25 protein-coding genes are annotated in these 26,131 nt (G+C 61.6%); 8 read left to right on the top strand and 17 right to left on the bottom strand.

All coding sequences use genetic code 11. The features are described from left to right. The 5 genes from J5286_RS31620 to J5286_RS11235 form a co-directional block, all read left to right on the top strand. On the top strand, window positions 1-344 hold a 344-nt coding region (locus J5286_RS31620; RefSeq protein ID WP_209190391.1), incomplete at its 5' end, for a hypothetical protein. A 270-nt stretch (window positions 345-614) separates the two neighbouring features. Continuing rightward, complete coding sequence (locus J5286_RS11250) at window positions 615-1,220, top strand: transglutaminase-like cysteine peptidase (protein WP_018899921.1); 606 nt, start codon at window positions 615-617, stop codon at window positions 1,218-1,220. 249 nt (window positions 1,221-1,469) lie between these two features. Next, entirely contained in the window at window positions 1,470-2,222 is a 753-nt protein-coding gene (locus J5286_RS11245) for a hypothetical protein (RefSeq protein WP_209190390.1), read from the top strand. Between the two features lie 139 nt (window positions 2,223-2,361). Continuing rightward, window positions 2,362-3,795, top strand: a complete 1,434-nt coding sequence (locus tag J5286_RS11240; RefSeq protein WP_209190389.1) for a serine hydrolase — start codon at window positions 2,362-2,364, stop codon at window positions 3,793-3,795. Between the two features lie 115 nt (window positions 3,796-3,910). Then, entirely contained in the window at window positions 3,911-4,189 is a 279-nt protein-coding gene (locus J5286_RS11235; protein WP_209190388.1) for a hypothetical protein, read from the top strand. Between the two features lie 38 nt (window positions 4,190-4,227). On the opposite strand, the gene J5286_RS11230 is transcribed toward J5286_RS11235, so the two are convergent. Together J5286_RS11230 and J5286_RS11225 are read right to left on the bottom strand one after the other, a co-directional pair. After that, entirely contained in the window at window positions 4,228-4,665 is a 438-nt protein-coding gene (locus J5286_RS11230; protein ID WP_026283272.1) for a DUF1489 family protein, read from the bottom strand. 124 nt (window positions 4,666-4,789) lie between these two features. Beyond that, a complete protein-coding gene (locus J5286_RS11225; protein ID WP_209190387.1) occupies window positions 4,790-6,196 on the bottom strand; it encodes an L-serine ammonia-lyase in 1,407 nt (468 codons plus the stop codon). 188 nt (window positions 6,197-6,384) lie between these two features. Between J5286_RS11225 and J5286_RS11220 the strand changes: the two genes are divergently transcribed. Both J5286_RS11220 and J5286_RS11215 read left to right on the top strand, forming a co-directional pair. Continuing rightward, window positions 6,385-7,149 carry a DUF599 domain-containing protein gene (locus J5286_RS11220; RefSeq protein WP_113235851.1) on the top strand — a complete coding sequence of 255 codons (765 nt, stop codon included), beginning with the start codon at window positions 6,385-6,387 and terminating at the stop codon, window positions 7,147-7,149. Beyond that, complete coding sequence (locus tag J5286_RS11215; RefSeq protein WP_209190386.1) at window positions 7,150-8,136, top strand: heparan-alpha-glucosaminide N-acetyltransferase; 987 nt, start codon at window positions 7,150-7,152, stop codon at window positions 8,134-8,136. Window positions 8,137-8,152: 16 nt separating this feature from the next. Here the strand turns inward: J5286_RS11215 and J5286_RS11210 are convergent, their stop codons facing one another. Both J5286_RS11210 and mgtE read right to left on the bottom strand, forming a co-directional pair. Next, window positions 8,153-8,545 carry a MerR family transcriptional regulator gene (locus tag J5286_RS11210; protein ID WP_018899930.1) on the bottom strand — a complete coding sequence of 131 codons (393 nt, stop codon included), beginning with the start codon at window positions 8,543-8,545 and terminating at the stop codon, window positions 8,153-8,155. Window positions 8,546-8,621: 76 nt separating this feature from the next. Beyond that, window positions 8,622-10,034 carry a magnesium transporter gene (mgtE, locus tag J5286_RS11205; protein ID WP_018899931.1) on the bottom strand — a complete coding sequence of 471 codons (1,413 nt, stop codon included), beginning with the start codon at window positions 10,032-10,034 and terminating at the stop codon, window positions 8,622-8,624. A 168-nt stretch (window positions 10,035-10,202) separates the two neighbouring features. Here mgtE and J5286_RS11200 point away from each other — a divergent pair, with 168 nt between their 5' ends. Then, on the top strand, window positions 10,203-10,697 hold the full coding sequence (locus J5286_RS11200; RefSeq protein WP_209190385.1) for a peptide deformylase: 495 nt from the start codon (window positions 10,203-10,205) through the stop codon (window positions 10,695-10,697). A gap of 10 nt (window positions 10,698-10,707) precedes the next feature. Here the strand turns inward: J5286_RS11200 and J5286_RS11195 are convergent, their stop codons facing one another. The 13 genes from J5286_RS11195 to J5286_RS11135 all read right to left on the bottom strand — a co-directional run bounded on the left by J5286_RS11195 (window position 10,708) and on the right by J5286_RS11135 (window position 26,109). After that, window positions 10,708-11,412: a DUF502 domain-containing protein gene (locus J5286_RS11195; protein WP_047510364.1), complete on the bottom strand. Its 705-nt coding sequence runs from the start codon at window positions 11,410-11,412 to the stop codon at window positions 10,708-10,710. Between the two features lie 115 nt (window positions 11,413-11,527). Continuing rightward, window positions 11,528-13,354: a glutamine--fructose-6-phosphate transaminase (isomerizing) gene (glmS, locus tag J5286_RS11190; RefSeq protein ID WP_209190384.1), complete on the bottom strand. Its 1,827-nt coding sequence runs from the start codon at window positions 13,352-13,354 to the stop codon at window positions 11,528-11,530. A gap of 108 nt (window positions 13,355-13,462) precedes the next feature. Next, window positions 13,463-14,824 carry a bifunctional UDP-N-acetylglucosamine diphosphorylase/glucosamine-1-phosphate N-acetyltransferase GlmU gene (glmU, locus tag J5286_RS11185; RefSeq protein WP_209190383.1) on the bottom strand — a complete coding sequence of 454 codons (1,362 nt, stop codon included), beginning with the start codon at window positions 14,822-14,824 and terminating at the stop codon, window positions 13,463-13,465. 80 nt (window positions 14,825-14,904) lie between these two features. Further along, window positions 14,905-15,678 (bottom strand): FadR/GntR family transcriptional regulator, encoded by a 774-nt coding sequence (locus tag J5286_RS11180; protein WP_449090102.1) that lies wholly within the window; start codon window positions 15,676-15,678, stop codon window positions 14,905-14,907. Then, window positions 15,671-16,639 carry a galactofuranose ABC transporter, permease protein YjfF gene (gene yjfF, locus J5286_RS11175; protein ID WP_209190382.1) on the bottom strand — a complete coding sequence of 323 codons (969 nt, stop codon included), beginning with the start codon at window positions 16,637-16,639 and terminating at the stop codon, window positions 15,671-15,673. Before yjfF ends, J5286_RS11180 begins: the two co-directional genes overlap by 8 nt. After that, the gene (locus J5286_RS11170) at window positions 16,636-17,652 is read right to left on the bottom strand and encodes an ABC transporter permease (protein WP_209190381.1); all 1,017 of its coding nucleotides are present in this window, start codon (window positions 17,650-17,652) and stop codon (window positions 16,636-16,638) included. The genes yjfF and J5286_RS11170 overlap by 4 nt, the downstream gene beginning before the upstream one ends. Beyond that, the gene (ytfR, locus tag J5286_RS11165; protein WP_209190401.1) at window positions 17,649-19,172 is read right to left on the bottom strand and encodes a galactofuranose ABC transporter, ATP-binding protein YtfR; all 1,524 of its coding nucleotides are present in this window, start codon (window positions 19,170-19,172) and stop codon (window positions 17,649-17,651) included. The genes J5286_RS11170 and ytfR overlap by 4 nt, the downstream gene beginning before the upstream one ends. A 120-nt stretch (window positions 19,173-19,292) precedes the next feature. Then, a complete protein-coding gene (gene ytfQ / locus J5286_RS11160; protein ID WP_112945640.1) occupies window positions 19,293-20,255 on the bottom strand; it encodes a galactofuranose ABC transporter, galactofuranose-binding protein YtfQ in 963 nt (320 codons plus the stop codon). A 145-nt stretch (window positions 20,256-20,400) separates the two neighbouring features. After that, window positions 20,401-21,474 (bottom strand): BMP family ABC transporter substrate-binding protein, encoded by a 1,074-nt coding sequence (locus tag J5286_RS11155; RefSeq protein ID WP_209190380.1) that lies wholly within the window; start codon window positions 21,472-21,474, stop codon window positions 20,401-20,403. A 45-nt stretch (window positions 21,475-21,519) separates the two neighbouring features. Continuing rightward, on the bottom strand, window positions 21,520-22,440 hold the full coding sequence (locus tag J5286_RS11150; RefSeq protein ID WP_047510348.1) for an ABC transporter permease: 921 nt from the start codon (window positions 22,438-22,440) through the stop codon (window positions 21,520-21,522). Next, window positions 22,437-23,522: an ABC transporter permease gene (locus J5286_RS11145; protein ID WP_209190379.1), complete on the bottom strand. Its 1,086-nt coding sequence runs from the start codon at window positions 23,520-23,522 to the stop codon at window positions 22,437-22,439. The genes J5286_RS11150 and J5286_RS11145 overlap by 4 nt, the downstream gene beginning before the upstream one ends. After that, a complete protein-coding gene (locus tag J5286_RS11140; RefSeq protein ID WP_209190378.1) occupies window positions 23,512-25,086 on the bottom strand; it encodes an ABC transporter ATP-binding protein in 1,575 nt (524 codons plus the stop codon). Before J5286_RS11140 ends, J5286_RS11145 begins: the two co-directional genes overlap by 11 nt. A 39-nt stretch (window positions 25,087-25,125) precedes the next feature. Then, on the bottom strand, window positions 25,126-26,109 hold the full coding sequence (locus J5286_RS11135) for a quinone oxidoreductase family protein (protein WP_209190377.1): 984 nt from the start codon (window positions 26,107-26,109) through the stop codon (window positions 25,126-25,128). Window positions 26,110-26,131: the final 22 nt, after the last annotated feature.

The following is a 26,131-nucleotide window of genomic DNA, read 5'->3' as shown; positions in this document are numbered from 1 at the left end:
CGGCCGCCGAAAAATCCTCAATTCGCCCTGTCGTCCACGTCGGCATAAGTGGGGAATTTTACTTCGGCGCTAATGGGGAAAATTCACCCGGCATTGACACACGGCATGGGAATTGGCGCGGGCGTGGCCGGGAAGCGAGCTCGTCCTCGTCGAAAATGCCGCTCATGCACCCGATCACGACGGCATGGCGCGCGCAATTATCGCCGCGACCGACAGATTTCGCGAAATTTCTCAAAAATAATTTTCGACGCATCACCTTAAAAAGCGGCTCAAAACGCGCCATTTGCGGGCGAATCCGGCTCTCCAGCGGTCGAAAGATCACCGATTCCTCGCAAGCCACATGATGAACGCAATATTACCGAAATCGCGACCTGACCGCCCGCGTTAATCTTTTGCCTCGAAACGAGCCATCCGATGGCGGCGAGGCTTTTTGAGAAAGATAAAATTTGAAGCAACCTTGGTAAACATTCCCTTCGAATTCCGGTAAAATTCGATGTTGATTTTAGTCGAATTCGACGCGCTTTTGAATCAACTAAGCCTTTAATTTTGCTTCTGAATTTTGCGTCGAGTAAAAACACGTCTGGCAATGTCTCCTCACAAACGGGGACATACAAATGACGATAACAAACTTCATCAAGGGCGGCCTCGCCGCTGCCGCGATGCTCATGTCGATGGCAGGCGTCGGACAGGCCGGCTACCAGAGCATGACCGTTCTCGGCAACACCAGCCCGCCGATCGGCGCTTACCAGTTCTGCAAGGAAATCCCAGAAGACTGCAAGAACGCAGCCGGCGACCAGGGCACGATGGTGCTGACTGAAGACAGCTGGAAGACGATCCTGAAGATCAACTACCAGGTCAACTCCGAGATCACGCCGATGACCGACATGGAGATCTATGGCGTCGAGGAACGCTGGGCCTATCCGAAGACCGCAGGCGACTGTGAAGACTATGCGCTCCTGAAGCGCAAGATGCTGATCGAAGCCGGCTTCTCGCCGTCGAACCTCCTGATGACCGTCGTGCTGCAGCCGAATGGCGATGGCCATGCCGTGCTGACCGTTCGCACTGATCGCGGCGACTTCATTCTCGACAACATGCGCAACAAGGTCATGCTCTGGGCCGATACCGAGTACACCTACCTGAAGCGCCAGTCGTCCAGCGATCCGACCCGCTGGGTCAAGCTCCAGGACGGCCGCGCCGTGGCTGTCGGCAGCGTCAAGTAATTCCATCCGCCGGAGCAATCCGGTGGGCAAGCAAGGCGCCTGGTCCCGTCCCCGCATGCACGTCCAGACCGGCGTCTCAAGAGCCGCTCCTGCTGTCCCAGGAGCGGCTCGCTTTTTATGGGGCACCGACATGCGCCCACACCTTCGGTTAACGATTAATTAACCACGCAGACCCGATCATCACGCCATAGATCAGCGACACCGGCGGCTCACGTTTTTCCTGCGACGGTCAGATATTCGAAAGCCGTCATGCGCCAGGCCATTCAGAGCTCCACAGAGGTCGAGGAATCCCCTCTCCTGTCGACTGGCTTTCTCATCCGCACAACCATTGTCATCGCCCTTCTGGCGGTGCTCACCGTTGCCATCAGCGTTGGCGGCCGATGGTTCGGCGCGCGCGTGTCGCTAGCCGGAAATACAGACAGCACGGCGCCGGTGACGCTGACGATCGGCCAGGACACGCTGCAGCTCCAGGAAAACACAATCCGCTTCCCCAGCCAGCGGCACAGCGGCACCACCGAGCGCGCCGACCTCTATCTGGCATGGCCGCAGATGCAGGGTTATTCGAGCGAAAACCGCGATCGCTTCGACGATATCACCAAGTCCCCGGACCTGATTTTCCTGCAGGTCACTCAGGCCACCATGTCGCGTGACATGTCCGGACGATTCGAGCCGATCTACTCGCATCTGATCGACCCGACCCCACATCCCTTCGCCAATGGAATGACGCTTCACAAGCTTCGGGCCGATACCGGATATGGCGATGAAGTGCTGCTGACGGCGCCGCGCAAGGGTGGTCCCGACTACGTCGTGCGCTGCCTGCTGCCGGCGAGCCCGGAGCTCACCACCAGCGGCGACTGCCAGCGCGATATCAAGGTCGGGCGCGATTTAAGTGTGCTCTACCGCTTCTCCAGCCGTCATTTGGCGGAGTGGGAACATATTGATGCCGCTATTGCCCAATTTGTGGAAACGCGCCTCGTGAACCGTTCCGCGACATCTCGGTAGAATGGTCCGAAACGGTGAAACAAACGATTAATCATAAACGGATTGGTAACCCCGAAGAGCTACCTTCAACGAGGTTGATCGTGCGGGCGAAGCGCGGTCCCGATTCTTCTAAACTGCAAGCCAAGCAAAGAGTGAAATAGTGTCAAGGTCAGCTTCCTCCGCTTCCCCGTCCCGCTCCAGCAATTTCCTGATCAAGGCGATCGTTGCGCTGTCCATGGCAGTCGGTATGGTTGGCTTGGGTTCAAACGCAGAAGCTGCCAACTCGAAGTATGCGGGCATTGTCGTCGACGCCAATACCGGCAATGTCCTCTACAGCGAAAACGCCGATCGCTTGCAGTATCCGGCTTCGCTGACCAAGATGATGACGCTTTACCTGACGTTCGAAGCGCTCGAACAGGGCCGCATCCGTCTCGATAGCGCCGTTCCCTTCTCCGCTCATGCATCCGGCCAGGCGCCAACCAAGCTCGGCGTTCGCCCGGGCGCCACGATTTCGGTCGAGCAGGCCATTCTCGGCCTCGTCACTCTTTCCGCCAACGACGCCTCGACCGCGCTTGGCGAACTGCTCGGCGGTTCGGAAGACCGCTTCGCGCAGATCATGACCGCGAAGGCACATGCGCTCGGCATGACGCGCACCACCTACCGCAATGCCAACGGCCTGCCGAACACCGCGCAGATGACCACGGCGCGCGACCAGGCCCGTCTCGGCATCGCGCTGCGCCAGCATTTCCCGCAGTATTACGGCTACTTCTCCACGCAGAGCTTCAAGTTCGGCAACCGCATCATCCGCAGCCATAACCGCCTGGTCGGTTCGGTGCGCGGCGTTGACGGCATCAAGACCGGTTATACTCGCGCTGCCGGCTTCAATCTCGTGAGCTCGGTTCAGGTCGATGGCAAGTCGATCGTCGGCGTCGTTCTCGGTGGTGCGTCCACGCCTGCCCGCGACACCCAGATGCGCAACCTGATTGCGTCGTACCTGCCGAAGGCTTCGAGCCGTGGCGGCTCCGCACTGGTTGCCCAGGCGCCGAAGATTTCGTCCGAGACCGTTATTCCGGTGACCGTTGCCAAACAGGACGTCGCGGAATTGCCGCCGACGCATCCGCTGCCGGTCAGCCGCACCGAGGTTGCCTCGGCGCAGGTCGCTTATGCCGGCACGTCGTCGTCCAAGTCCGACAATCCGCTTCTGCAGGAAATGCCGCAGCCGACGAAGGTGAAGACGCAGCCGATCAAGCAGGCCGCAGCCGCTCCGGTTCCCACGCCGACCACCGCCTACGTTCCGCCGGAACAGGGTGATACCTCGGTCGACAACGTCACGACCGCATCGACCAAGCAGGCGCAGCCGGAAGGCTGGGTCGTACAGATCGGCGTCTCGGCCAGCCGCGAAGCAGCGATGGACCTGCTCGACGGCGCCAAGAGCAAGGGCGGCAAGGCACTGCGTTCCGCCAAGCCTTTCGCCGTCGCCTATGCCGGCAGCTATCGCGCGCGCTTCGGTGGCTTCGACGACCAGAAGCAAGCCGTCAACGCCTGCAACACGCTGAAGCGTGCTGGCGTGAAGTGCTGGGCCTCCGCCCAGTAATGAAGACGACCGCCGCCTATCACGTTCAGGCGGCGGCCCGGAATTCGGCCTTGATCGGTGTTCGCGACAGGGCCGACCTTCCTAGACCTGATTTGTATTGCGTACGGGGATAATTATGGCGATCAACGAGAATGTTCCGGAATTTCCGGCCGAAGGTCGGTTGACTGGCAAGAATCCGCGCTCGGTTCTGCATCCGCTTCACGAAGCGGCTATGCGTCTTGCCGAAATTGGCATGCCGCGCCCGAAGGCGAAGACAGCCAAGACCAAGGACCTGATCAACCTGCTCTTGTCGCATGGCGCACGCGCCTGGCGCTACTCGCAGCCCGAAGCGAATATCTATCTTCACGTTACCAACCCGGAAGGCCGGGCGCCGGTGACGATGCGGCTCCGCTGAACCAATGCGAACTGGTCTCTCTGATGTAATGTGTTGCGTCAGAGAAGGCCGAGCTCGGAGAGCTCGCGGCGGAGGTCCGCGGGCATCTCGGCGACGCCCTCGCCGAGCGTATCGAGATCGCGCGGGCGATCCTCTTCCGGATAATAGCGCCACCCCTGAAAGGCCCGTTTCGGCTGAACCGCCGTTTCGATGACCTCGGGGCCGAGCACCAGATGGCAGCGGCCAATGCCCTCGCCATCGGTAAAGCTCTGGATATCGAGCAGCTTCTGCCGCGCCTGAACCTGGCCCTTGATCACCCAGTAGAGCGAGCCGCCGTCGAGCAGCTCTTCAACGCGCTTCGGGACCATTCGGGTCGTGTGGACGGAGTGTGGTTCCATGCCGGCCGCGATCGCCCTCAAGGAGCGTTCGGCCACCCATTCGCGCAAGTCGTCGATCGAGTCGGCGCCGACGCAGAGTTTGATAAGATGCAATGCCATACCGCCGTTCAAATCCTTTTGCGCGGCAGCGTCAAGCGGCTTGAACGCGCCGGCGGCCCATAGCCGCCGGTTTTCCAATCACAGTGTGATACGCCGTCCAGACCGCGATAGCCGGCCCGACCTATCAACACTCGACGACGTTGACCGCGAGGCCGCCGGTCGAGGTTTCCTTGTACTTCTCGCTCATGTCGTAGCCGGTCTGGCGCATGGTCTCGATACAGGCGTCGAGCGGAACGAAGTGGCGACCGTCGCCCTTGATCGCCAGCGACGCAGCGGTCACGGCCTTCACGGCGCCAAGCGCGTTGCGCTCGATGCAGGGAACCTGGACGAGACCGGCAACGGGATCGCAGCTCATGCCGAGATGGTGTTCAAGCGCAATTTCCGCCGCGTTCTCGATCTGCTCCGGCGTACCGCCCATGACGGCCGCGAGACCGGCGGCGGCCATTGCGGCAGCCGAGCCGACTTCGCCCTGACAGCCGACCTCGGCGCCCGAGATCGAGGCATTGTGCTTGATGATGCCGCCGACGGCCGCTGCCGTCAGCAGGTAATCGCGGATGCCGTTCTGGTCCCAATCGTCGTGAAAATGCTCGTAGTAACGGATCGTCGCCGGGATGACGCCGGCGGCGCCATTGGTCGGCGCGGTGACCACGCGGCCGCCCGCTGCGTTCTCCTCGTTGACAGCCATGGCGTAGACGCTCAGCCAATCGTTGGCGAGCAGCGGATTGATACGGTTGCTGCGCCACTCTTCCTGCAGCTTGTCATGGATCGAGCGGGCGCGGCGGCGGACATTGAGGCCACCCGGCATGATGCCGTCGACCTTGAGGCCGCGCTCGATGCAGGAGCGCATTGCTTCCCAGATCCGGTCGAGGCCTTCGTTGAGTTCCTCGCGGCTGCGCTGGCTTTCCTCGTTGGCCCGCTTCATCTGCGCGATCGAGACACCTGATCGCGCCGCCATCTCGAGCATCTGCTTGGCGGTGGAGAAGGGATACGGCACCTTGACACCATCCGACGGCATTTTCTTCTTGGCGCGCATCGTCTCCAGTTCGGTGTCGGTGACGACGAAGCCGCCGCCGACGGAATAATAGATGCGGCGGACAAGCATCCGGCCGTCTTTGTCGAAGGCGGAGAAGGACATGCCGTTGGCATGGCCCGGAAGCGGCTGCTTCTTGTCGAATATCAGATCGGTCTTCGGCTGGAACTGATAGGCCGGGTGCCCAGGAGGCGTGATGCGGCCGGAGCGCTCGACCTTGTCGATAATGCCGTCCATCTGGTCGGGATCGACGCTGTCAGGCTGCTCGCCCATCAGGCCGAGGATGACGGCCCTGCCCGTCCCGTGGCCGATACCGGTGTGGGCGAGCGAGCCGTGCAGGCTCACCTTGATCGCCGCGACATTGGCACCCGAAGACGGGCGCGGCCATTCATCCGACAGAATCAGATCGAGAAAGCGGTTCGCCGCCGTCATCGGCCCCATCGTGTGGGAACTGGAAGGGCCGACGCCGATCTTGAATACGTCGAAAACAGAAAGGAACATGGGTGCGTCCTGTTGAGATTTTACTGATTCAGGCTACGCCAGCGCAGCCTGCGATCCGTTCGGTTCCCCGACATAGCATTTCACGCGTGCGACATCATCCTATGAAAGGTTCCATGTCCGCCCGTTGTTGCGGTCAGCGCTTCTATCTATAGAGTGGGCGCGTGGAGAGGGACTGAATCAATATAATGATGACGACACCAGATTACATCGCCCTGTGCTTCTTCGCGCTCATGTGGTTCGGCTATGCGCGACTGTTGCGCAGCGCAAGCCTCTTCGGCCGCACCAGTCTCACGCATGCGATGATCGAGCGGAGGCGCGAATGGATCTACAATTCGCTGCGCCGCGACCTGAAGATGATCGATACGCAGATAATGGCCGGCCTACAGAACGGCACGGCCTTCTTCGCCTCCACCTCGATATTTGCCGTCGGCAGTTGCTTCGCGCTGCTTGGCGCGACGGAGAAGGTCGATGCGGTGTTCGCCGACCTGCCGCTGGTTCTCCATAGCGGCCACGCGGTATTCGAGATGAAGGTCGGCGGTCTGGCGGCTCTGTTCGGCTATGCCTTCTTCAAGTTCGGCTGGTCCTATCGCCTCTTCAACTACTGCACCATCCTGTTCGGCGGCATCCCGATGATGCGCGACACCGAAAACGACGTTCTGGCGGCGGAACGGGCCGCCGAGCGCGTCATCCGCATGAACATCATCGCCGGAGGTCACTTCAACGAGGGCTTGCGGGCGATCTTCCTGTCGATCGGCTATCTCGGCTGGTTCATCAACCCTTACGTCTTCATGGCGACGACTACGATCGTCATCGTCGTCCTGACGCGGCGACAGTTCTTCTCCGAGGCGCGGCTGGCGATCATGGATCGCGAGCCGTCATCAAATCTCCACCTTTCTCCTATTCCCCGCAGCAATCCGTCAGCCGACGGAAACGACTCACCTGGGGGATTGTGAATGACTGTTCCGGCGACGGAGACCGCAGCGGCGCCAAAGCCGCCGCGCATCGGCTTGCTCGACACGCTGCGCGGCGCGGCGCTGATCGCGATGGCGACCTATCACTTCACCTGGGACATGGAGTTCGTCGGCTATCTTACGCCGGGTACCGCCGAGACCGGCTGGCTGAAGCTCTATGCCCGCGCCATCGCCTCGACCTTCCTGTTCATCGTCGGCGTCAGCCTGGTGCTTGCCAATACGCCCGAGACGCGCTGGAATTCGTTCTGGAAGCGGTTCGCGATGATTGCCGCCGCGTCGGTGGCCATTTCCGTCGCGACCTATTTCTTCATGCCGGGAGAATGGATCTTCTTCGGGATCCTGCACTGCATCGCCGTGCTGAGCGTGGTGGGCGTGCTGCTGTTGCGATTGCCCCTGCCCGCGATCATCGCCGTCACCATCGTGGCGGTCGCCGGCTGGATCGCCGATACCTGGGTATCGCCGGGTATCCTGCGCTCGCCGCTCTTCGACCCGCGTTACCTCGCCTGGATCGGCTTCGCCGAGATGCCGCAGCGCTCCAACGACTATGTTCCGCTGTTTCCGTGGATGGTGCCGTTTCTGCTTGGGCTGACGAGTGCTGCGATCGCTTTGCGCACCAAGCTTCCGAAAAAGCTCGCAGCTTTCGGAACCGGATCGAGCCTGCTCGCCAGGCTGGGCAGGCATAGCCTCTCCTTCTACCTCGTCCACCAGCCGGTACTGATCTCGATTGCGTTTGCTTTGGCTTACATCGTGCCGCCTGCCAAGCCCGATCCGGTGCAGACCTATCTGCAGCAATGCAACACGTCCTGCAGCCTGCAGGAAGGCGAAGCGCTGTGCCGCAGCTTCTGCCAGTGCACCCTCGACAAACTTCAGGAACAGAAGCTGTTCACGCCGTTTCAATCCGGCGAGGTCAAGGCCGATGATGGTCGCATCATCAGCCTTGCCAGCGAATGCAGCGCCGCGCCCCAATAAGGGGCGCTTTGGCTGATCAGGTGCCGACGCCGATTTCGGCGAGGCGGCCGAGGCAGGATTCTTCGATATTGTCGAGTTCGGCCAGAGTGTCGTCGATATCCTTGCGCTTCTGGCGCAGGTCCTCGCGCTTTTCGTCGACGCGCTTCATCAGCAGCTTCAGCTGTCCAAGCTCGCCCGGCGGCTCCTTGTAGACCTGAATGATTTCGCGAATTTCGGCGATGGTGAAGCCGATGCGGCGACCGCGCAGGATCTCCTGGATCAGGCGCCGGTCGGTCGGGCGAAACAGCCTCGTGCGGCCACGACGCTCCGGGTGAATGAGGCCTTCGTCTTCATAAAAGCGCAGCGTCCGCGTCGAAACTCCGAACTCGCGCGTCAACTCCGTGATGCTGTAATATTTGCTAACCGGCATGGATCCCTCGATATTCAGGAACCATAATATTGACTTTTACGTAATAGTCAATTTGTGCAACCCGGCTGCGAGTTGCCTATATGCCAAACCACCAGGTGGCGATCCCCAGAAAAGCGAAGAAGCCGGTGCAATCGGTGACCGTGGTCACGAAAACCGACGAGGCAATGGCGGGATCGGCGCCGACCTTATCGAGCAACAACGGCAAAAGAATGCCGGCGACGGCGGCGGCGAAGAGATTGATGATCATGGCCGAGCCGATGACGAAGCCAAGCTGGTAGTCGTGAAACCAGGTGGCAGCGATGGTGCCCATGATCACAGAGAACATGGCGCCATTGGCAAGGCCAACCGCCACTTCCCTTCGAATGACGCGGCCGGCATTGTATATATCGAGATCGCCGGTCGCGAGCGCGCGCACGGTCACGGTCATGGTCTGCGTCCCGGCATTGCCGCCCATGGAGGCTACGATCGGCATCAGCACGGCCAGCGCGATCATCTTCTCGATCGAGCCGTCGAACAGGCCGATGACGCTCGCCGATAGAAGTGCTGTGCCAAGATTGATCACCAGCCACAGGAAGCGTGACTTGACGGTCGAGAAGACGTTGTCCGACAGCTCTTCATCGCCGACACCGCCGAGGCGCTTGATATCCTCGTCGGCTTCTTCGTGGATGACGTCGACCACGTCGTCGATGGTAAGCACGCCGACCAACCGGTCGTTCTCGTCGACGACGGCGGCGGAGAGAAGGTCGTACTGCTCGAAGAGCTGCGCCGCCTCTTCCTGGTCCATCTCGGCCGGGATCGGGTGGTTGGTCTCGCGCATGATCGTTTCGATCTTGTTCTGCCGCTTGGTGCGCAGGATCTTGTCGAGATCGATGGCGCCGAGCAGCTTGAACGTCGGATCAATGACGAAGATCTGCGAGAAGGAATCCGGCAGGTTCTCCTCGTCGCGCATGTAGTCGATCGTTTGGCCGACCGTCCAGAACGGCGGCACGGCGACGAACTCCGTCTGCATGCGGCGGCCGGCGGAGCTCTCAGGATAATCCAGCGCCCGGCGCAGGCGAACGCGCTCGGTGAATGGCAACTGCGCCAGGATTTCGTCGCGGTCTTCCTGATCGAGATCTTCCAGAATGTAGACGGCGTCGTCCGAATCGAGCTCGCCGATCGCGGCTGCGATCTGCTCGTTCGGCATCTGGTCGACGATCTCGCGGCGGATCGCCTCGTCGACCTCCGTCAGTGCCGTCATGTCGAACTGGTCGCCGAGCAGGCGAACGAGTGCTAAGCGTTGATCGGGCTGGATCGATTCCAGCAGGTCGCCCAGCTCCGATTCGTGAAGGCGTGCGACGTGCTGTCTGAGGAAGATCGTATCGCGGTCGGCGATGGCCGCGCCGACAAGCGCCAGGAAGTCGCTGCGGACGTTTCCGTTCTCGTCGTAGAGGTCGGCTTCGCTGTCCTCCGGACGCGTGCGGACGAGCTCTTCTGCGTCGTTCGTCATCTTTGCCGCCCTCGCATCTCTTTCGAAGTTTAGAACGCTTCGATACGCCGGAATTCAACTCGTGCTAGCCGAAAGACATGGGAACGTCCAGCGTTAAACCGTTCATACGGATGACAATTCGCCAGTCGGGAGATAGTTTCGGCGCATCTGAAATCAGGAGAGGTTTTCGTGACCGTCCGCCCCATTCTACGCTTCCCGCACCCCGGTCTCAAAACGCCGTGCGCACCGGTGACAGCCTTCGACGACACATTGCGTACGCTTGTCGCCGACCTTCTCGACACGATGCGCGCGGCCCCGGGTGTCGGTATCACGGCGGCGCATATCGGCGTGCTCGAGCGCGTGACCGTCATCGAGCTTAGCCGCGAGGATGGTGTGCGGGTTTACGTCAATCCGGAGATCGTCAGTGCATCCAAGGAGACCAGCCGCAATACCGAGGGCAGCGTCTCGATGCCGGGGTCGACCGACGAGGTGATCAGGCCGAACGCGGTGCGGTTTCGCTATCAGGATGTCGATGGAAACACGCGCGAGGAGGATGCGGAAGGTTTTCTCGCCATCTGCATCCAGCACGAAATCGACCAGCTCGACGGGATTTTCTGGCTGCAGCGCCTGTCGAAGCTGAAGCGCGACCGGTTGGTGAAGAAGTGGGAGAAGGCCGGCGGCTGAACCGGCTAGATTACATCTCGACCGGCGCAGGCAGCGGCTTGCGTTCAGGTTCGGGTGCGGCGATCTGCGAGGCCAGTTCTTCCGGGGTCACGAGGCCGCCCGAGATCAGAAGCTTAGCGGCGTCTTCCGGCGACATGTCGAGCAGCACGATCTTCTCGCGCGGCACGAAAATCAGGAAGCCCGCCGTCGGCACCGGGGTCGGCGGCAGGAAGACGCTGACCATGTCGTGGCCCATGGCGTTGAACTTCGAGGCGATCTCACCCTTCGCATCCGTCGCAATGAAGACCATCGCCCAGAGGCCCTGGCTCGGATACTCGATCAGCCCCACCTTCTTGAAAGAGTTGCTGCGCTCCTTGAGCACCGTCTCGAATATCTGTTTGACGCTCTTGTAGATGACGCGAACCAGCGGCACGCGGCGCACAAGGGACTCGCTGAACATCACGATCTGCTGGCCGATCAGGTTCTTGCCGAGAAAGCCGATGATGGTGATGATGATCAGGCCGATCAGCAGGCCGGAGCCCGGAACGGCGAAATTCAGGTAGTTGTCGGGGTCGTAGCGTGCCGGAAGATAGGGTTTTACCCAGCTATCGGCCCAGCGCACCACCGACCATGTCAGCCACAGCGTGATGGCGATCGGCGCGCAGATGATGATGCCCGCCAGAAAGTTGTTTCTGATGCGCGACGCGACCGACAATCGGGGCAGTTTTTCCGTCATCGTATGCCGACGAACTCCGTTGAGTTTAGCTGCGATCGGAAATCAGTGCCCCCGTGCTTTCCGTGCCAAAAACTGCCAGAATTCGCCGCGCCGCACAAGCCTCGGTCGGACGGCCTCACTCGACCGTGACCGACTTGGCGAGGTTGCGCGGCTGATCCACATCGGTGCCCATGAAGACCGCCGTGTGATAGGCGAGAAGCTGGATCGGCAGCGAGAAGATCATCGGCGCGATGATCTCGTCGACATTGGGAAGAACGATCGTCGCCATGGTCGGCAGCTTGGAATGCGCGGCACCCGCTTCATCGGTGATGAAGATGATGCGGCCGCCGCGGGCAGCCACTTCCTGCATGTTCGACACGGTCTTTTCGAAGAAGCGGTCGTAGGGCGCGATGACGATGACGGGCATGTTTTCGTCGATCAGCGCGATCGGGCCGTGCTTCAATTCGCCGGCCGCATAGCCTTCGGCGTGGATATAGGAGATTTCCTTGAGCTTCAGCGCGCCTTCCATGGCGAGCGGATAGCTGGTGCCGCGGCCGAGATAGAGCACGTCCTTGCACTTCGACAGCTCGCGCGACAGGGTTTCCATCTGCGGCTGGATGGCGTTGAGAACGCGGCTCATGATGCGCGGCATCTCGGCGAGATGGCGCACCAACTCCTTCTCCTTATCGGGGCCGATCGTGCCCCTCGCCTTGCCGGCGCCGAGCGCGAGCGATGCCAGAACGGCGAGCTGGCAGGTGAAGGCCTTGGTGGAGGCGACGCCGATTTCGGGGCCGGCCATGATTGGGAAGATCGCATCCGATTCACGGGCGATCGTCGATTCCTTGACGTTGACGACGGCGCCGATCTTCAGGCCGTTGTCCTTGCAGTAGCGCAGTGAGGCCAGCGTATCGGCGGTCTCGCCTGATTGCGAGATGAAGAGTGCCGCCTGCGTCGGCGACAGCGGCATTTCGCGGTAGCGGAACTCCGAGGCAACGTCGATTTCAACCGGCAGGCGCGCATAGCGCTCGAACCAGTATTTGCCGACGAGACCGGCGAGATAGGCGGTGCCGCAGGCGGAGATGGCGAGACCGGTCACCGACTTGAAATCGATCGCGGCGGCGTTGGCGCTGATCGTGTTGCTGGCGAAATCCACATACTGGCTGAGCGCGTGGGAAATGACCTCCGGCTGCTCGTAGATTTCCTTTTCCATGAAGTGGCGGTGGTTGCCCTTGTCGACCACATAGGCCGTCGTCTGCGAGATCTGGCGCGGACGCGAGACTTCGTTGCCGTCGAAATCGAGAATGGTCGCGCCGTCTTTGGTCAGGACCGCCCAGTCGCCGTCGACGAGATAGGTGATTTCGCTGGTGAAGGGCGACAGCGCGATGGCGTCTGAGCCCAGGAACATCTCGCCCTTGCCGTAGCCGACGGCAAGCGGCGGGCCGGAGCGCGCCGCCATGATCGTGTCGGGGTCCTTCTGCAGCATGACGGCCAGCGCATAGGCGCCGGTGACGCGGTTCAGCATCTTCATCATCGCCGCGCGCGGCTCGAGGCCTTCGCCAAGATACTTGGCGACAAGATGGGCCACGACTTCGGTGTCTGTCTGCGTTTCGAAGACGGCGCCTTCGGCGGTCAGTTCGTCGCGCAGTTCGGAGAAGTTCTCGATGATGCCGTTGTGAACGACGGCGACGCCCTTGACGAAATGCGGGTGGGCGTTGGTTTCGTTGGGAACGCCATGCGTTGCCCAGCGGGTGTGCGCGATGCCGGTCGTGCCGGGCAGCGGCTCGCTATCGAGGCGCTTTTCGAGATTGACGAGTTTGCCTTCGGCGCGGCGGCGGTCCATGGCGCCATCGTGGATGGTGGCGACGCCGGCGGAATCATAACCGCGATATTCGAGCCGCTTCAGCGCATCGACCAGACGCACCGCCACAGGGCTATTACCAACGATACCAACAATACCACACATAAAGAAATCCCCAGAGCCAGCAATCAATTGCAGGCAGTCGTAACAATTTTCGCTTTTTACTCAATCGGCCCGGCGGTCACTTTCGGTGACCGCGCGTTACGAAGACAATCAGCCCTTCGCCTTCTTGGCGGCCTTCTTCGCAAGAGCCAGTTCGCGCAAGATGGTGGCGCGGCCGGGCTTGATCTCCTGGCGCGCGCGTCCGAAGGCAAGCGCGTCCGCCGGAACGTCATTGGTGATGACGCTGCCTGAGGCGATGTAGGCGCTGTCGCCGATGCTTATGGGCGCCACCAGCGAGGAGTTCGATCCGACGAAAGCGTTTGCGCCGATGATCGTTTCGCTCTTGTTGACGCCATCATAGTTGCAGGTGATCGTGCCCGCGCCGATATTCGCGCCGGCACCAATGCGCGCGTCGCCGATATAGGTCAGATGGTTGACCTTGGCGCCCTCGCCCACCTTGCCATTTTTCACCTCGCAGAAATTGCCGACCTTGGAGCCTTCGGCGAGATCCGCGCCCGGCCGCAGGCGCGCGAACGGGCCGACCGTGGCACCAGCACTGACATGCGCGCCCTCGATATGCGAGAATGCATGGATGATGGCGCCGCCATCGATCACCACGCCGGGGCCGAAGACGACGTTCGGCTCGATCAGCGCATCCTGGCCGATGACGGTGTCGTAGGACAGGAAGACGGTTTCGGGAGCGATCATGGTGACGCCCGAGATCATCAGTTCGTGGCGGCGGCGCTCCTGCCAGAGCCGCTCGATGACGGCGAGCTCGGCGCGGTTGTTGGTGCCGGTCATCTCGACCTCGGGGGCATCGACCGCGGTGACGCGGCCGCCCTGCGAGCGGGCGATCTCGACGAGGTCGGTCAAATAATACTCGCCCTTGGCATTGTTGTTGCCGATCAGCGCCAGAAGCTCCAGCGCCTTGCGACCGTTGATCGCCATCAGGCCGCTGTTGCACCAGGTGACGGCGCGCTCGGCGTCGGTCGCGTCCTTCTCTTCGCGGATGGCAATGAGCTCGCCGTCCTTGACCAGCAGACGGCCGTAGCCGGTCGGCTTGTCGGTGTGAAAGCCGATGACGACGATATCACTGCCATCAGCCAGCGCCTGGCGTGCGGCCTTCAGCGGCGCTTCCGTCTGCAGGGGAACGTCGCCGTACGTTACGATCACATCGTCATAACCGCGCGCAATCGCCTCGCGGGCTGCGAGCACCGCATGGCCGGTGCCAAGGCGTTCCTTCTGGAGATAGGCCTCGATCTCGACACCGCCGACAGCAGCCGCCTTGGCGACCTCATCGGCATCACGGCCGACCACGAGCGCCACAGCGCCGATATCTGTCTTGGCCACGGCTTCGACGACATGGGCGATCATCGGGCGATTGGCCACCGGGTGGAGAACCTTCGACTTCGACGATTTCATTCGCGTGCTGTCACCCGCAGCGAGAATGACGGCAAGACAAGTGCGTTCCATGGTCTGCTCCCAAGAATCCGTTACAGGCGCGTTGCCGCCTCATAGCAGCAAGACGAACACGGAACAAAGATCAAAATGGATTAGGCCGATACCTTGGTCATTCCGGCATAGGCGTCGTGGACGTGATCGCGGCCCTCGACGATGACCGCCTCCATTGCTGAACGGGCGGCCGGCACATCGCCCGCCGCTATCGCCTTGACGATGCGCATATGCGTTTCAGCGATGTTCGAGAAGCCGCTCTGCGAGGGCGGCGTGCTGATGCGGAACATGCCGACGAGCGCGGCCTCGATCAGGCTTCCGAGCGTATGCATGAAAGGATTGTGCGCGGCATCGGCGACTGCGAGGTGGAACTCGAGATCGGCCATCGCCAGGCTCTCGGTCGTATGGTCGGGCGCCGCCATCTCCTTGGCGAGATCGGTCAGAAGCGCGATCTCTTCAGGCGTTGCCCGCTCGGCCGCGAGGCCAGCCGCGAAAGGTTCGACGGCCAGGCGGATATCGTAGAGCTGCAGCAGGAACTCCTCGGTCACATCGTCATCGAAGTGCCAGGCGATCACCTCGCTGTCGAACATGTTCCACTGGCTCTTTTCGGTGACGCGGGTGCCGACGCGCGCCTTGGCGACGATCATGCCCTTGGCGGCCAGCGTCTTCATCGTTTCGCGAAGAACCGTGCGGGACACCTTGAAGCGCTGTGCGAGCTCAATGTCGCCAGGAAGGATGCTCCCGACGGGATAGGTGCCGGCGACGATGGCACGGCCGAGTTCGTCCACCACCTGTGCGTGGCTGGTGCGAGATCGGCGTTGTGTCTTCCCGGTGTCCAGAATTCGATTGCGCAAGCCACGGCCCCCGTCAGGCATACCTCTTGTTCAAACTCGAGAGGAACAGGATGGCTTTCTGCATCAGGATGAATGCAAAAAGCAGCAGGCCGATCAGTATCTTCGTCCACCAACTGGAGAGTGTTCCATCGAAGGTGATGTAGGTCTGAATCAACCCTTGTATCAGGAGCCCGATAAAGGTCCCTGCTACAAATCCCGCTCCACCCGTCAGCAAAGTGCCCCCAATGACAACCGCCGCGATGGCATCGAGCTCGACACCGACGGCCGCCAACGAGTAGCCGGCGGACGTATAGAGGGAAAAAACGATTCCGGACAGGCCGGCAAGGAAGCCGGAAAGCGCGTAAATCTGAATTGTGGTGCGACCAACCGGCACACCCATCAACTGCGCCGTGTGCGCCCCGCCGCCTAGCGCGTAAACGTTGGTGCCGAAGCGGGTGCGGTGCGCGATGAAGATGCCGACAGCGAAGACCAGGAGCATCACGGCGCCGATCAAAGTGAGTCGGCCGCCGCCCGGCAGCTTGTAATATAGGCCTGCGAGCGTGTTGTAATAATCGTGGCCGATCGGGATGCTGTCGATGGAGAGCACGAAGGCCATGCCGCGCGCCAAGAACATGCCGGCAAGCGTGACGATGAAGGCCGGCATCTGCAGATAGTGGATCACGGCCCCCATCGCCGCCCCGAAGGCAGTGGTGATGACGAGTACCAGCGCGAAGGCGACCAGCGGATGAATGCCGGTGTTCTGCAGGATGACGGCCAGGAACACGCCGGTGAAGGCGATGACCGAGCCGATCGAGAGGTCGATACCACCGGAGATGATCACGAAGGTCATGCCGACCGCGGCAATGCCGAGGAAGGCGTTGTCGGTCAGAAGGTTGCCGACCACGCGCGTCGACAGCATGTTCGGATACTGCATGGCGCAGACGGCGTAGGAGAGGATGAAGATCACGATTGTCGCAAGCAGCGGCAGGTATTTCGAATTCATTTCTGCAGTTCCCCTCTCGGGCTGGAGCGACGCCCCATAAAGACGGCTGCCGATTGCACGGCCGGCGACTGGATCACCAGGATGACCAGAACGATCACCGCCTTGATGATCAGGTTGAACTCCGGCGGGAAGCCCGAGAGCAGGATGCCGGTGTTGACCGCCTGGATGATCATCGCGCCGATGAGCGAGCCAACGATGCTGAAGCGCCCGCCGAGCAGCGAGTTGCCGCCGACCACGACCGCGAGGATCGCATCGAGCTCAAGCCAGAGGCCGGCATTGTTGGCGTCGGCGCCCTTGATGTCGGCGGCGACGATGATGCCGGCGATCGCCGCGCACAGCCCGCTCAGCATGTAGACCGCCATCAGCAGCACCGGCGTGCGGACGCCGGACAGCGTGCTTGCGCGGCGATTGATGCCGGTTGCCTCGACGAGCATGCCGAGCGCGGTGCGGCGGACAAGTAGCGTGACCAGCACGCCAACGACCAGCCAGATGACGACGGGCATCGGCATGAAGGCGAAGGAGCCGCTGCCGAAGAAGATCAGACCGTCATCGTTGAAGGTCATGATCACGCCTTCGGTGATCAGCTGCGCGATGCCGCGACCGGCAACCATCAGCACCAGGGTGGCGATGATCGGCTGGATGTTGAGGGCCGCCACGAGGAAGCCGTTCCAGACCCCGCATGCGAGACCGATCAGCAGCGTCAGCACCAGCGTCCAGGCGAGCGAATTGCCTGAGACGATCGACGACGCGGCAACGGCGCCGCAGATGGCGATGACCGCGCCGACGGAGAGGTCGATGCCCTTGGTGGCGATAACGAGCGTCATGCCGGTCGCCAGCAGGGCTACGGGCGCACCGCGGTTCAACACGTCGATTAAACTTCCGTAGAGCCGGCCATTTTGAATTGTGACATTAAAAAACTGTGGAAACATTATGAAGTTCAACAGCAATATGACGGCCAGTGCGATCAATTGCGGTGCCAGGCGGATGAGCAGCGCCTTCTGTGACGACGTCATGCGTCCTCCGTCTTTTTCTGCACGGCGGCAATTGCCTGGACGATGCGCGACGTGCTGACGTTTTCACCGGTCAACTCCGCCACATGCTCGCGGTCCCGCAATACCAAAATACGTGAACTATAGGCGATAAGCTCTTCTAATTCCGATGAAATAACGATCAGAGACATGCCTCTTTCGCAGAGCTCCTCGATCAGCTTTATGATCTCGGCATGGGCGCCGACATCGATGCCGCGGGTCGGCTCGTCGAGGATCAGGAAGTCGGGATTGGTGGCCAACCAGCGGGCGAGGATCGCTTTCTGCTGGTTGCCGCCGGAGAGCAGGCGGATCGGTTTTTCGCGGTCCGTGGTGCGGATGTCGAGCGCCTTGATATACTGATCGGCGAGCGTGTTCTGCTCGCCGCGAGACAGCGGCCGCGCCCATCCCCGGCGCGCCTGGAGCGCCAGCGCGATGTTCTCGCGGATCGAGAGATCGCCGATGATGCCATCGGTCTTGCGGTCCTCGGGGCAGAAGCCGAAACCGGCGCGGATCGCCGCGCGCGGGTTGGAGAGCGCCACCGGCTTGCCATCGACCTTGGCGGTGCCGCTATCGGCATTCTCGATGCCGAAAAGAAGCTCTGCCGTTTCCGTGCGTCCCGAGCCAAGCAGACCGGCGACGCCGACGACCTCGCCGACGCGCACGTTCAGGTCGAAGGGCTTCACCTTGCCGCGCTTGCCGTATCCCTCGAAGCTGTATTTCACGGGACCGGCAGCGACGCTGCGTTCCTTCGCGACAGCCTCTGCATGCGCCAGTTCATGGCCGAGCATCATCGAGATCAGGCCCTGGCGCGGCAATTCGGCTTTCTCGCGGGTGCCGACCAGCTTGCCGTTGCGCAGCACCGTGATGCGGTCGCTGATGTCATAGACCTGCTCGAGGAAGTGGGTGATGAAGACAATGCCGAGGCCACGTTTCTTCAAGTCGCGCAATATGCCGAAGAGCATCGCCACTTCCTGCGCGTCGAGACTTGCCGTCGGTTCGTCGAGGATCAGCACCTTGCCGGAGAGATCGACGGCGCGGGCAATGGCCACGACCTGTTGGACGGCGACCGAGAAGCGATCGAGCTGCGCGGTGACGTCTATCTCCATGCCATATTGTCGCAGCAGTTCGCGCGCTTGGCGGTTCATGGTGGAAACGTCGATCATGCCGAAGCGCTTCGGCTGGCGTCCGAGAAACAGGTTTTCGGCAACGCTCAAATTGGAAAGGAGATTGACCTCCTGATACACGGTTCCGATGCCAAGCCGCTGCGCAGCAAGGGTATCGGCCGGATCGATCTCGGCGCCATCAAGCGTGAGGCTGCCTTCGTCGCGGCGATAAGCACCGGTAATGCACTTGATCAGCGTCGATTTTCCGGCGCCGTTTTCACCGAGCAGCGCGTGCACTTCGCCCTTGCGAAGGGTGAAATCGACCTTGTCGAGAGCGACGGCTCCGGGGAAGAATTTCGATATGCCTGATGCGGCAAGGACGTTCTCGAAATTGTGAATCATCAAGTGGGCTTTTCCTGATATTGACCGACATGGCCTGATAGCAACCCGACATGATGTCTGGCAGCGTTCGCGGCAGTTCCGCACCGGTCCATGACGGACCGGTGCGGTTCATGTGTCAGATCAGTAGCCGAGGCCCTTCTTGGACTCGTAGACCTTCTTCGGATCGTCAGCCTGGGTGTAGAGCTTCGATTCGGTCTGGATCCACTTGGCCGGAGCCTTCTTGTCCTTGAGGTAGGCGTCGAGCGCGTCGAATGCCGGGCCCGCCATGTTCGGCGTCAGCTCGACGGTCGCGTTGGCTTCGCCGGCTTCCATGGCCTTGAAGATATCAGGAACGGAGTCGATCGAGACGACGAGGATGTCCTTGCCCGGCTTCAGGCCGGCTTCCTTGATCGCCTGGATACCGCCGACAGCCATGTCGTCGTTATGGGCGTAGAGGGCGCAGATGTCCTTGCCGCCGTTCTCAGCCTTCAGGAAGCTTTCCATGACTTCCTTGCCCTTGGTGCGGGTAAAGTCGCCGGTCTGGCTGCGAACGATCTTGAAGTTTGACTTGCCGGCAATGGCTTCCTCGAAGCCCTTCTTGCGGGCGATGGCCGGCGAGGAGCCGGTGGTGCCCTGCAGCTCGACGATGTTGCACTTCTTGTCGGCAACGGTCTTCACGAGCCAGTCACCGGCAACCTTGCCTTCATGGACCTGGTCGGAGGTCACGGCCGTCAGGTAGAGATCCTCGGGCGCCTTGATCGTGCGGTCGAGCAGGATGACCGGGATGTTGGCTTCCTTGGCTTCCTTCAGAACCGCGTCCCAGCCGGTTTCGACGACAGGTGCGAGCAGGATGGCGTTGACGCCCTGGGCGATGAAGGAGCGGATCGCCTTGATCTGGTTTTCCTGCTTCTGCTGGGCGTCGGCAAACTTCAGGTCGATGCCGCGCTTCTTGGCCTCTTCCTTGGTGACGGTCGTCTCAGCAGCGCGCCAGCCCGATTCCGAACCGATCTGCGAGAAGCCGACAACCAGTTCGGCGGCCTGTGCCGAGCCGAACATGCAGGCAGCAAAAACCGTGGCACTCATGAGTGCTGTCTTGAATTTCATGATTTCCTCCAAAAGCCGCCTCCCGCGGCACGCACTAGGAAAATCATATAGTATTACTTTTGTAAATGCACTTTCTGGTATGCAATGCAGCAAAAAGGGCGCCCGAAACGAGCGCCCTTTCGCATGTGCTAACAGTGAGAAATGCTCACTTCGGCAGCTTGTCGTCCACGCCTTCGACGTAGAAGTTCATGCCGAGCAGCGTGGCGTCGTCAGCCTTCTCGCCGGCCTTCAGCCACGGGGTGCCGTCCTGCTTGTTGATCGGACCGGTGAAGGGGTGAATCTCGCCCGACTTGATCTTGGCTTCGGTATCCTGCGCCATCTTCTTCACGTCGTCAGGCATGTTGGTGTAGTCGGCCATCTTGAGGATGTTATCCTTCAGGCCGTCCCAGCTCTGCTCGGACTTCCAGGTGCCGTCGAGCAGCGCGTGAACGCGCTTGGAGTAGTAGTTGCCCCAGGTGTCGACGATTGCCGTCAGCTGTGCCTTCGGGCCAGCCGCGATCATGTCGGAAGCCTGGCCGAATGCATGGATGCCGCGCTCTTCGGCAACCTGCATCGGAGCCGTCGTGTCGGTGTGCTGCGTGAGCACGTCGACCCCCTGGTCGACCATGGCCTTGGCGGCGTCGGCTTCCTTGCCCGGGTCGAACCAGGTGTTCACCCAGATGACCTTGAGCTTGAAATCAGGATCGATCGACTTCGCGCCCTGCTCGAAGGAGTTGATGCCCATGACCACTTCCGGGATCGGGAACGAGGCGATGTAGGCAGCGCCGTGGTTCTTCGAGGTCTTGGCAGCGATCTGGCCGAGAATGTAGCGGCCTTCGTAGAAGCGCGAGTTGTAGGTCGCAAGGTTCGGGCCGGACTTGTAGCCGGTGCCGTGCTCGAACTTCACATCCGGGAACTTGGCGGCAACCTTGACGGTGGCGTCCATGAAGCCGAACGACGTCGTGAAGATCAGTTTGCAGCCGGAGCGGGCGAGACGCTCGATGGCGCGCTCGGCATCCGGGCCTTCAGGAACGTTTTCGAGATAAGGCGTGTCGATCTTATCGCCGAACTCCTTCTGGATCTGCTGGCGGCCGAGGTCGTGCGCCTGCGAGTAGCCGCCGTCGGTGTGCGAGCCGACGTAGACGAAGCAGACCTTGGTCTTGTCGGCGGCCTGTGCGGACGAGCCGACGCTCAGAATGGCAGCTGCCGAAGCGGCAAATGCGAATGCTAGTCTTTTCATGATAACCCCTGTGGTTTGGAATTTCTGAGTTCGTTTGTTCTTGTTCTATCGTTCCGGGACGAATGGTTTTCCCAGGGACGCCGGCGTGTTGATCAGCGTCGTGCGCCGATTATGAGAAATGATGACGAGAACCACAATAGTGGCCGCGTAGGGCAACATTGACAGGAACTGCGCCGGGATGCCGATACCGAAAGCCTGGGCATGCAGCTGCAGGATCGTGACCGCGCCAAAGAGATAGCCGCCGGCAAAGACACGCCACGGACGCCATGAAGCGAAGACCACCAGCGCCAGCGTGATCCAGCCTCGGCCGGACGACATGTTCTCCACCCATTGCGGAGTATAGACCAGCGACAGCTGCGCACCGGCAAGGCCCGCGCAGGCGCCGCCGAACATGACCGCGAGATAGCGCGTGCGGATGACGCTGATGCCGAGCGCATGCGCCGAACCGTGACTGTCGCCGATGGCGCGCAGCTTGAGGCCGGCGCGACTGCGGAACAGGAACCAGCTGACGCCGAAGAGCAGCGCCAGCGACAGGTAGAAGGTCAGGTCCTGCTTGAAGAGCACCGAGCCGACGAAGGGAAGGTCGGAGAGGTAGGGCACGACGATCGGCGCAAGCCGCACGCCGGGCACGCTGACATAGCCCTCGCCGAGCATGCCCGACAGGCCGAGGCCGAGAATGGTCAGCGCCAGGCCAGTCGCTACCTGGTTCGCAACGAGCGTCAGCGTCAGGAAGGCGAAGAGCAGCGAGAAGATGGCGCCCATCGCGATGCCGGCGAGAAGGCCGATATAGGGCGAGCCTGACATCTGCGCCCCGGCGAAGGCCGCGACGGCGCCCATGATCATCATCCCCTCGACGCCGAGGTTCAGCACGCCGGAGCGTTCGGTCACCAGTTCGCCGAGTGCGGCGATGACAAGCGGTGTCGAGGCGGTGATGACTGTCAGCAGGATGGCTTCGAAAATGCTCATGCGACGCCTCCCCGGACACGCGACCAGACGATGCGGATCTTGTAGGCGATCAGCGTGTCGCAGGACAGGACGAAGAACAACAGCAGTCCCTGGAAAACGCGGGTGACCTTGTCGGAGACGCCGATCGACAGCTGCGCCGCCTCGCCGCCGAGATAGGTCAGCGCCAGCACCAGGCCGGAGGCGATGATGCCGAGCGGATTGAGGCGTCCGAGGAAGGCGACGATGATGGCGGTGAAGCCGTAGCCCGGTGAGATCGCCGGCTGCAGGTGGCCGATCGAGCCCGAGACTTCCGAGATGCCGGCGAGACCGGCCAGTGCGCCCGAGAATAGGAAGCTGAACCAGATCATCTTCTTCGACGAAAAACCGGCAAAGCGCCCTGCCCGTTCCGACTGACCGAGCACGACGATCTCGAAGCCCTTCAGCGTGTATTTCAGCATGAACCAGACGAGGATCGCGGCAATGATCGCGAAGATGAAGGCCCAGTGGGCACGGCCGGACTCCTCCCAGATCGCCGGTAGCACCGCTTCAGGCGGGAAGGAGACGCTTTCGGGGAAGTTGAACCCGGCGGGATTGCGCCAGGCGCCGCGGATCAGCCAGTCGAGAAAGAGCTGGGCTATATAGACCAGCATCAGGCTGGTCAGGATCTCGTTGGTGTTGAAGTGCGCCTTGAGCAGCGCCGGTATGCCGGCGAACAGTGCTCCGCCGAGAGCGCCCATGATCAGCATCAGCGGCAACACCAGCGGCGAATGCCACTCGGTGAAGAGGATCGGCAGGATCGAGCCGGTGATCGCGCCCATGGTGAACTGACCCTCGGCGCCGATGTTCCAGTTGTTGGAGCGATAACAGACCGTCAGGCCGACGGCGATCATGACCAAAGGTGCCGCCTTGATCGCCAGTTCGTGCAGCGACCAGACTTCGAGCAGCGGCTCCAGGAAGAAGGCGTCGAGCGCCTCGATCGGGTCCTTGCCCAGGATCTCGAACATGATCGCGCCGGCAACCAGAGTCAGGACCAGCGCCAGGAGCGGCGAGACGAGACCGTAGAGCTTCGACGCCTGCGGACGCTTTTCGAGTTCAATGCGCATGCGTGGTCTCCGGCGCGGTCTTGCTTTCATGCAGGCCGCCCATCAGCAGGCCGATCTTTTCGCGCGTCAGCTCGCCTGCCGGGAATGGCGACGACAGGCGCCCTTCGGAGATGACGGCGATCTCGGTGGCGACCTCGAAGATCTCGTCCAGATCATGGCTGATGACGACAACCGCCGAACCATTGCGGGCGAGATCAACGAGAGCCTGGCGGATGCGGCTTGCCGCGCCCGCGTCCACGCCCCAGGTCGGCTGATTGACGACGAGGACGGCCGGCTGGCGGTCGAGTTCGCGGCCGACGATGAATTTCTGCAGGTTGCCGCCCGAGAGCGAACCGGCTGCCGGGTCCTCGCCGCTTTTGCGAACATCCATTTCCTCGGAAATGCGCTTCGTCGCGTTCCTGACGGCGCTACGGCGGATGATCTTGAGGAAGCCGCCGGACAGAAACGCCTTGCGGTCGGATTTGCTGCGGGCGAGCACGAGGTTGTCGGAGAGCTTCATCGCGGAGACGGCGGCGTGGCCATGGCGCTCCTCGGGCACGAAGCCGGCGCCGAGCAAGCGGCGCGCGGTGATCCCTTGGGTGCCGACCGGCTTGTTGCGGATGACGACGGCTTCGGGCGTCGAAACCGGATATTCGCCCGACAGCGCATCGAACAACTCGCCCTGCCCGTTTCCGGCAACGCCTGCGATCGCCAGGATCTGGCCGGAACAGACGGTCATCGACACGTCCTTCAGCGGCATGGCGAATGGCGTGCGCGGAGCGACCGACAGGCCGGAGACGGCAAGCTGAACCGGACCCTTGGCGCCGCGATCGGGGTGGGTGACGGATGCCACGTCGTTGCCGACCATCATGCGCGCAAGTGAGGCCGGCGTTTCATCGGCCGGTACGCAGGCGCCGGTGACCTTGCCGTGGCGCAGCACGGTGGCGCGGTCGCAGATGCGCTGCACCTCTTCCAGGCGGTGGCTGATATAAAGAACCGAGCGGCCCTCGGCCTTGAGCTTGAACAGCGTCTCGAACAGCTTGTCTGCTTCCTGCGGCGTCAACACTGAGGTCGGCTCGTCGAGAATGATCAGCTTCGGGTTTTGCAAGAGCGCGCGGACGATCTCGATGCGCTGGCGCTCGCCAACGGACAGATCGGCCACATGGGCGTGCGGGTCGAGCGGAAGGCCATAGGCCTGCGACAGCGCCCTCGCCTCCTCGGCGATCTTGCCGATCGGGATGCTGTCATCGAGAGAGAGCGCAATGTTTTCGGCAACGGTCAGCGCCTCGAACAGCGAGAAGTGCTGGAACACCATGCCGATGCCGAGTTTGCGCGCGGCTCCGGGCGAACTGATCGCCACCGGACGACCTTCCCACACGATCTCGCCCTCGCTCGGCTCCAGGACGCCGAACAGCATCTTGACCAGCGTGGATTTTCCCGCGCCGTTTTCGCCTAGCAGTGCATGGATTTCGCCGGGAGCGATATCGAGGTCTATGTGGTTGCAGGCAGCAAAGCTGCCGAAGAGCTTTGTCAGTTTCTGGACGGACAATAACGCGCCTGATGCCGGCACAGTCGATGACGACACTTTCCCCTCATTTCCCACTGCCGACCTGCCCCTTCAGGATCATTCTGGGATCAGCAGCGTCGCTCCGGTCGTTTTTCTAGCTTCCAGTTCCGTGTGGGCTCGCCCAACCTCGCGCAACGGATAGGTCTGATTGACATTGATACGCACTTTGTTGCTCAAAACAACATCAAATAACGCGTTTGCACAATCAGTTAGCTCATCCCGCGTGGCGATATAGGTGAAAAGCGTGGGACGGGTCGCAAAGAGCGAGCCCTTCTGCGCCAGCAACGCCAGGGTGAAATCCTCGATCGGGCCGGATGACTGGCCGAAGGACACGAACATGCCCAAGCGCTTCAGGCAGTCCAGCGATTGCGGGAAGGTATCGCGGCCGATGGAATCGTAGACCACGTCTACGCCCTTGCCGCCTGTTATCTCCGACACGCGCGCGACGAAATCCTCGGTGTCGTAGTTGATGACGTGGTCGTAGCCATGCTCGCGTGCCAGCTCGGCCTTGGCGTCGGATCCGACCGTGCCGATGACGGTCGCGCCAAGCGCCTTGGCCCACTGGCCGGCGATCAGGCCGACACCGCCCGCTGCGGCATGGAAGAGCAGCGTGGTTTCAGGACCGACCTTGAATGTGCGGTTCAAAAGATACTGCGCCGTCATGCCCTTCAGCATCATCGCCGCGGCTGCATCAAGCCCGATGCCATCGGGCACGGTGACGAGATGCCTGGTCTCGATGTTGCGCTCGATGCTGTAGGCGCCGTCGGAGCCGGCATAGGCGACGCGGTCGCCGACCTTGAAATCCGAAACGCCGGGACCGACCGCAGTCACCGTGCCGGCAGCTTCCTTGCCCGGAACGAAGGGCATATGCGGCGCCTTGTAGAGGCCGGTGCGGAAATAGACGTCGATGAAATTCAGGCCGATCGCCGCGTGCCTTATCTGCACTTCGCCGGCGCCGGGCGGCGGCAGGTCGATATCGACATAATCGAGAACTTCGGGACCACCGGTCCCGTTCAGCACGACCGCCTGTGTCTTCGTCATTCCTGTTCTCCTAGCCCAATTC

The sequence above is a fragment of the Rhizobium sp. 16-488-2b genome (assembly GCF_017741815.1).
Lineage (GTDB): Bacteria > Pseudomonadota > Alphaproteobacteria > Rhizobiales > Rhizobiaceae > Rhizobium.
Note: the sequence above shows the minus strand (reverse complement) of the source record. Positions and strands in the feature narration are given on the sequence as shown.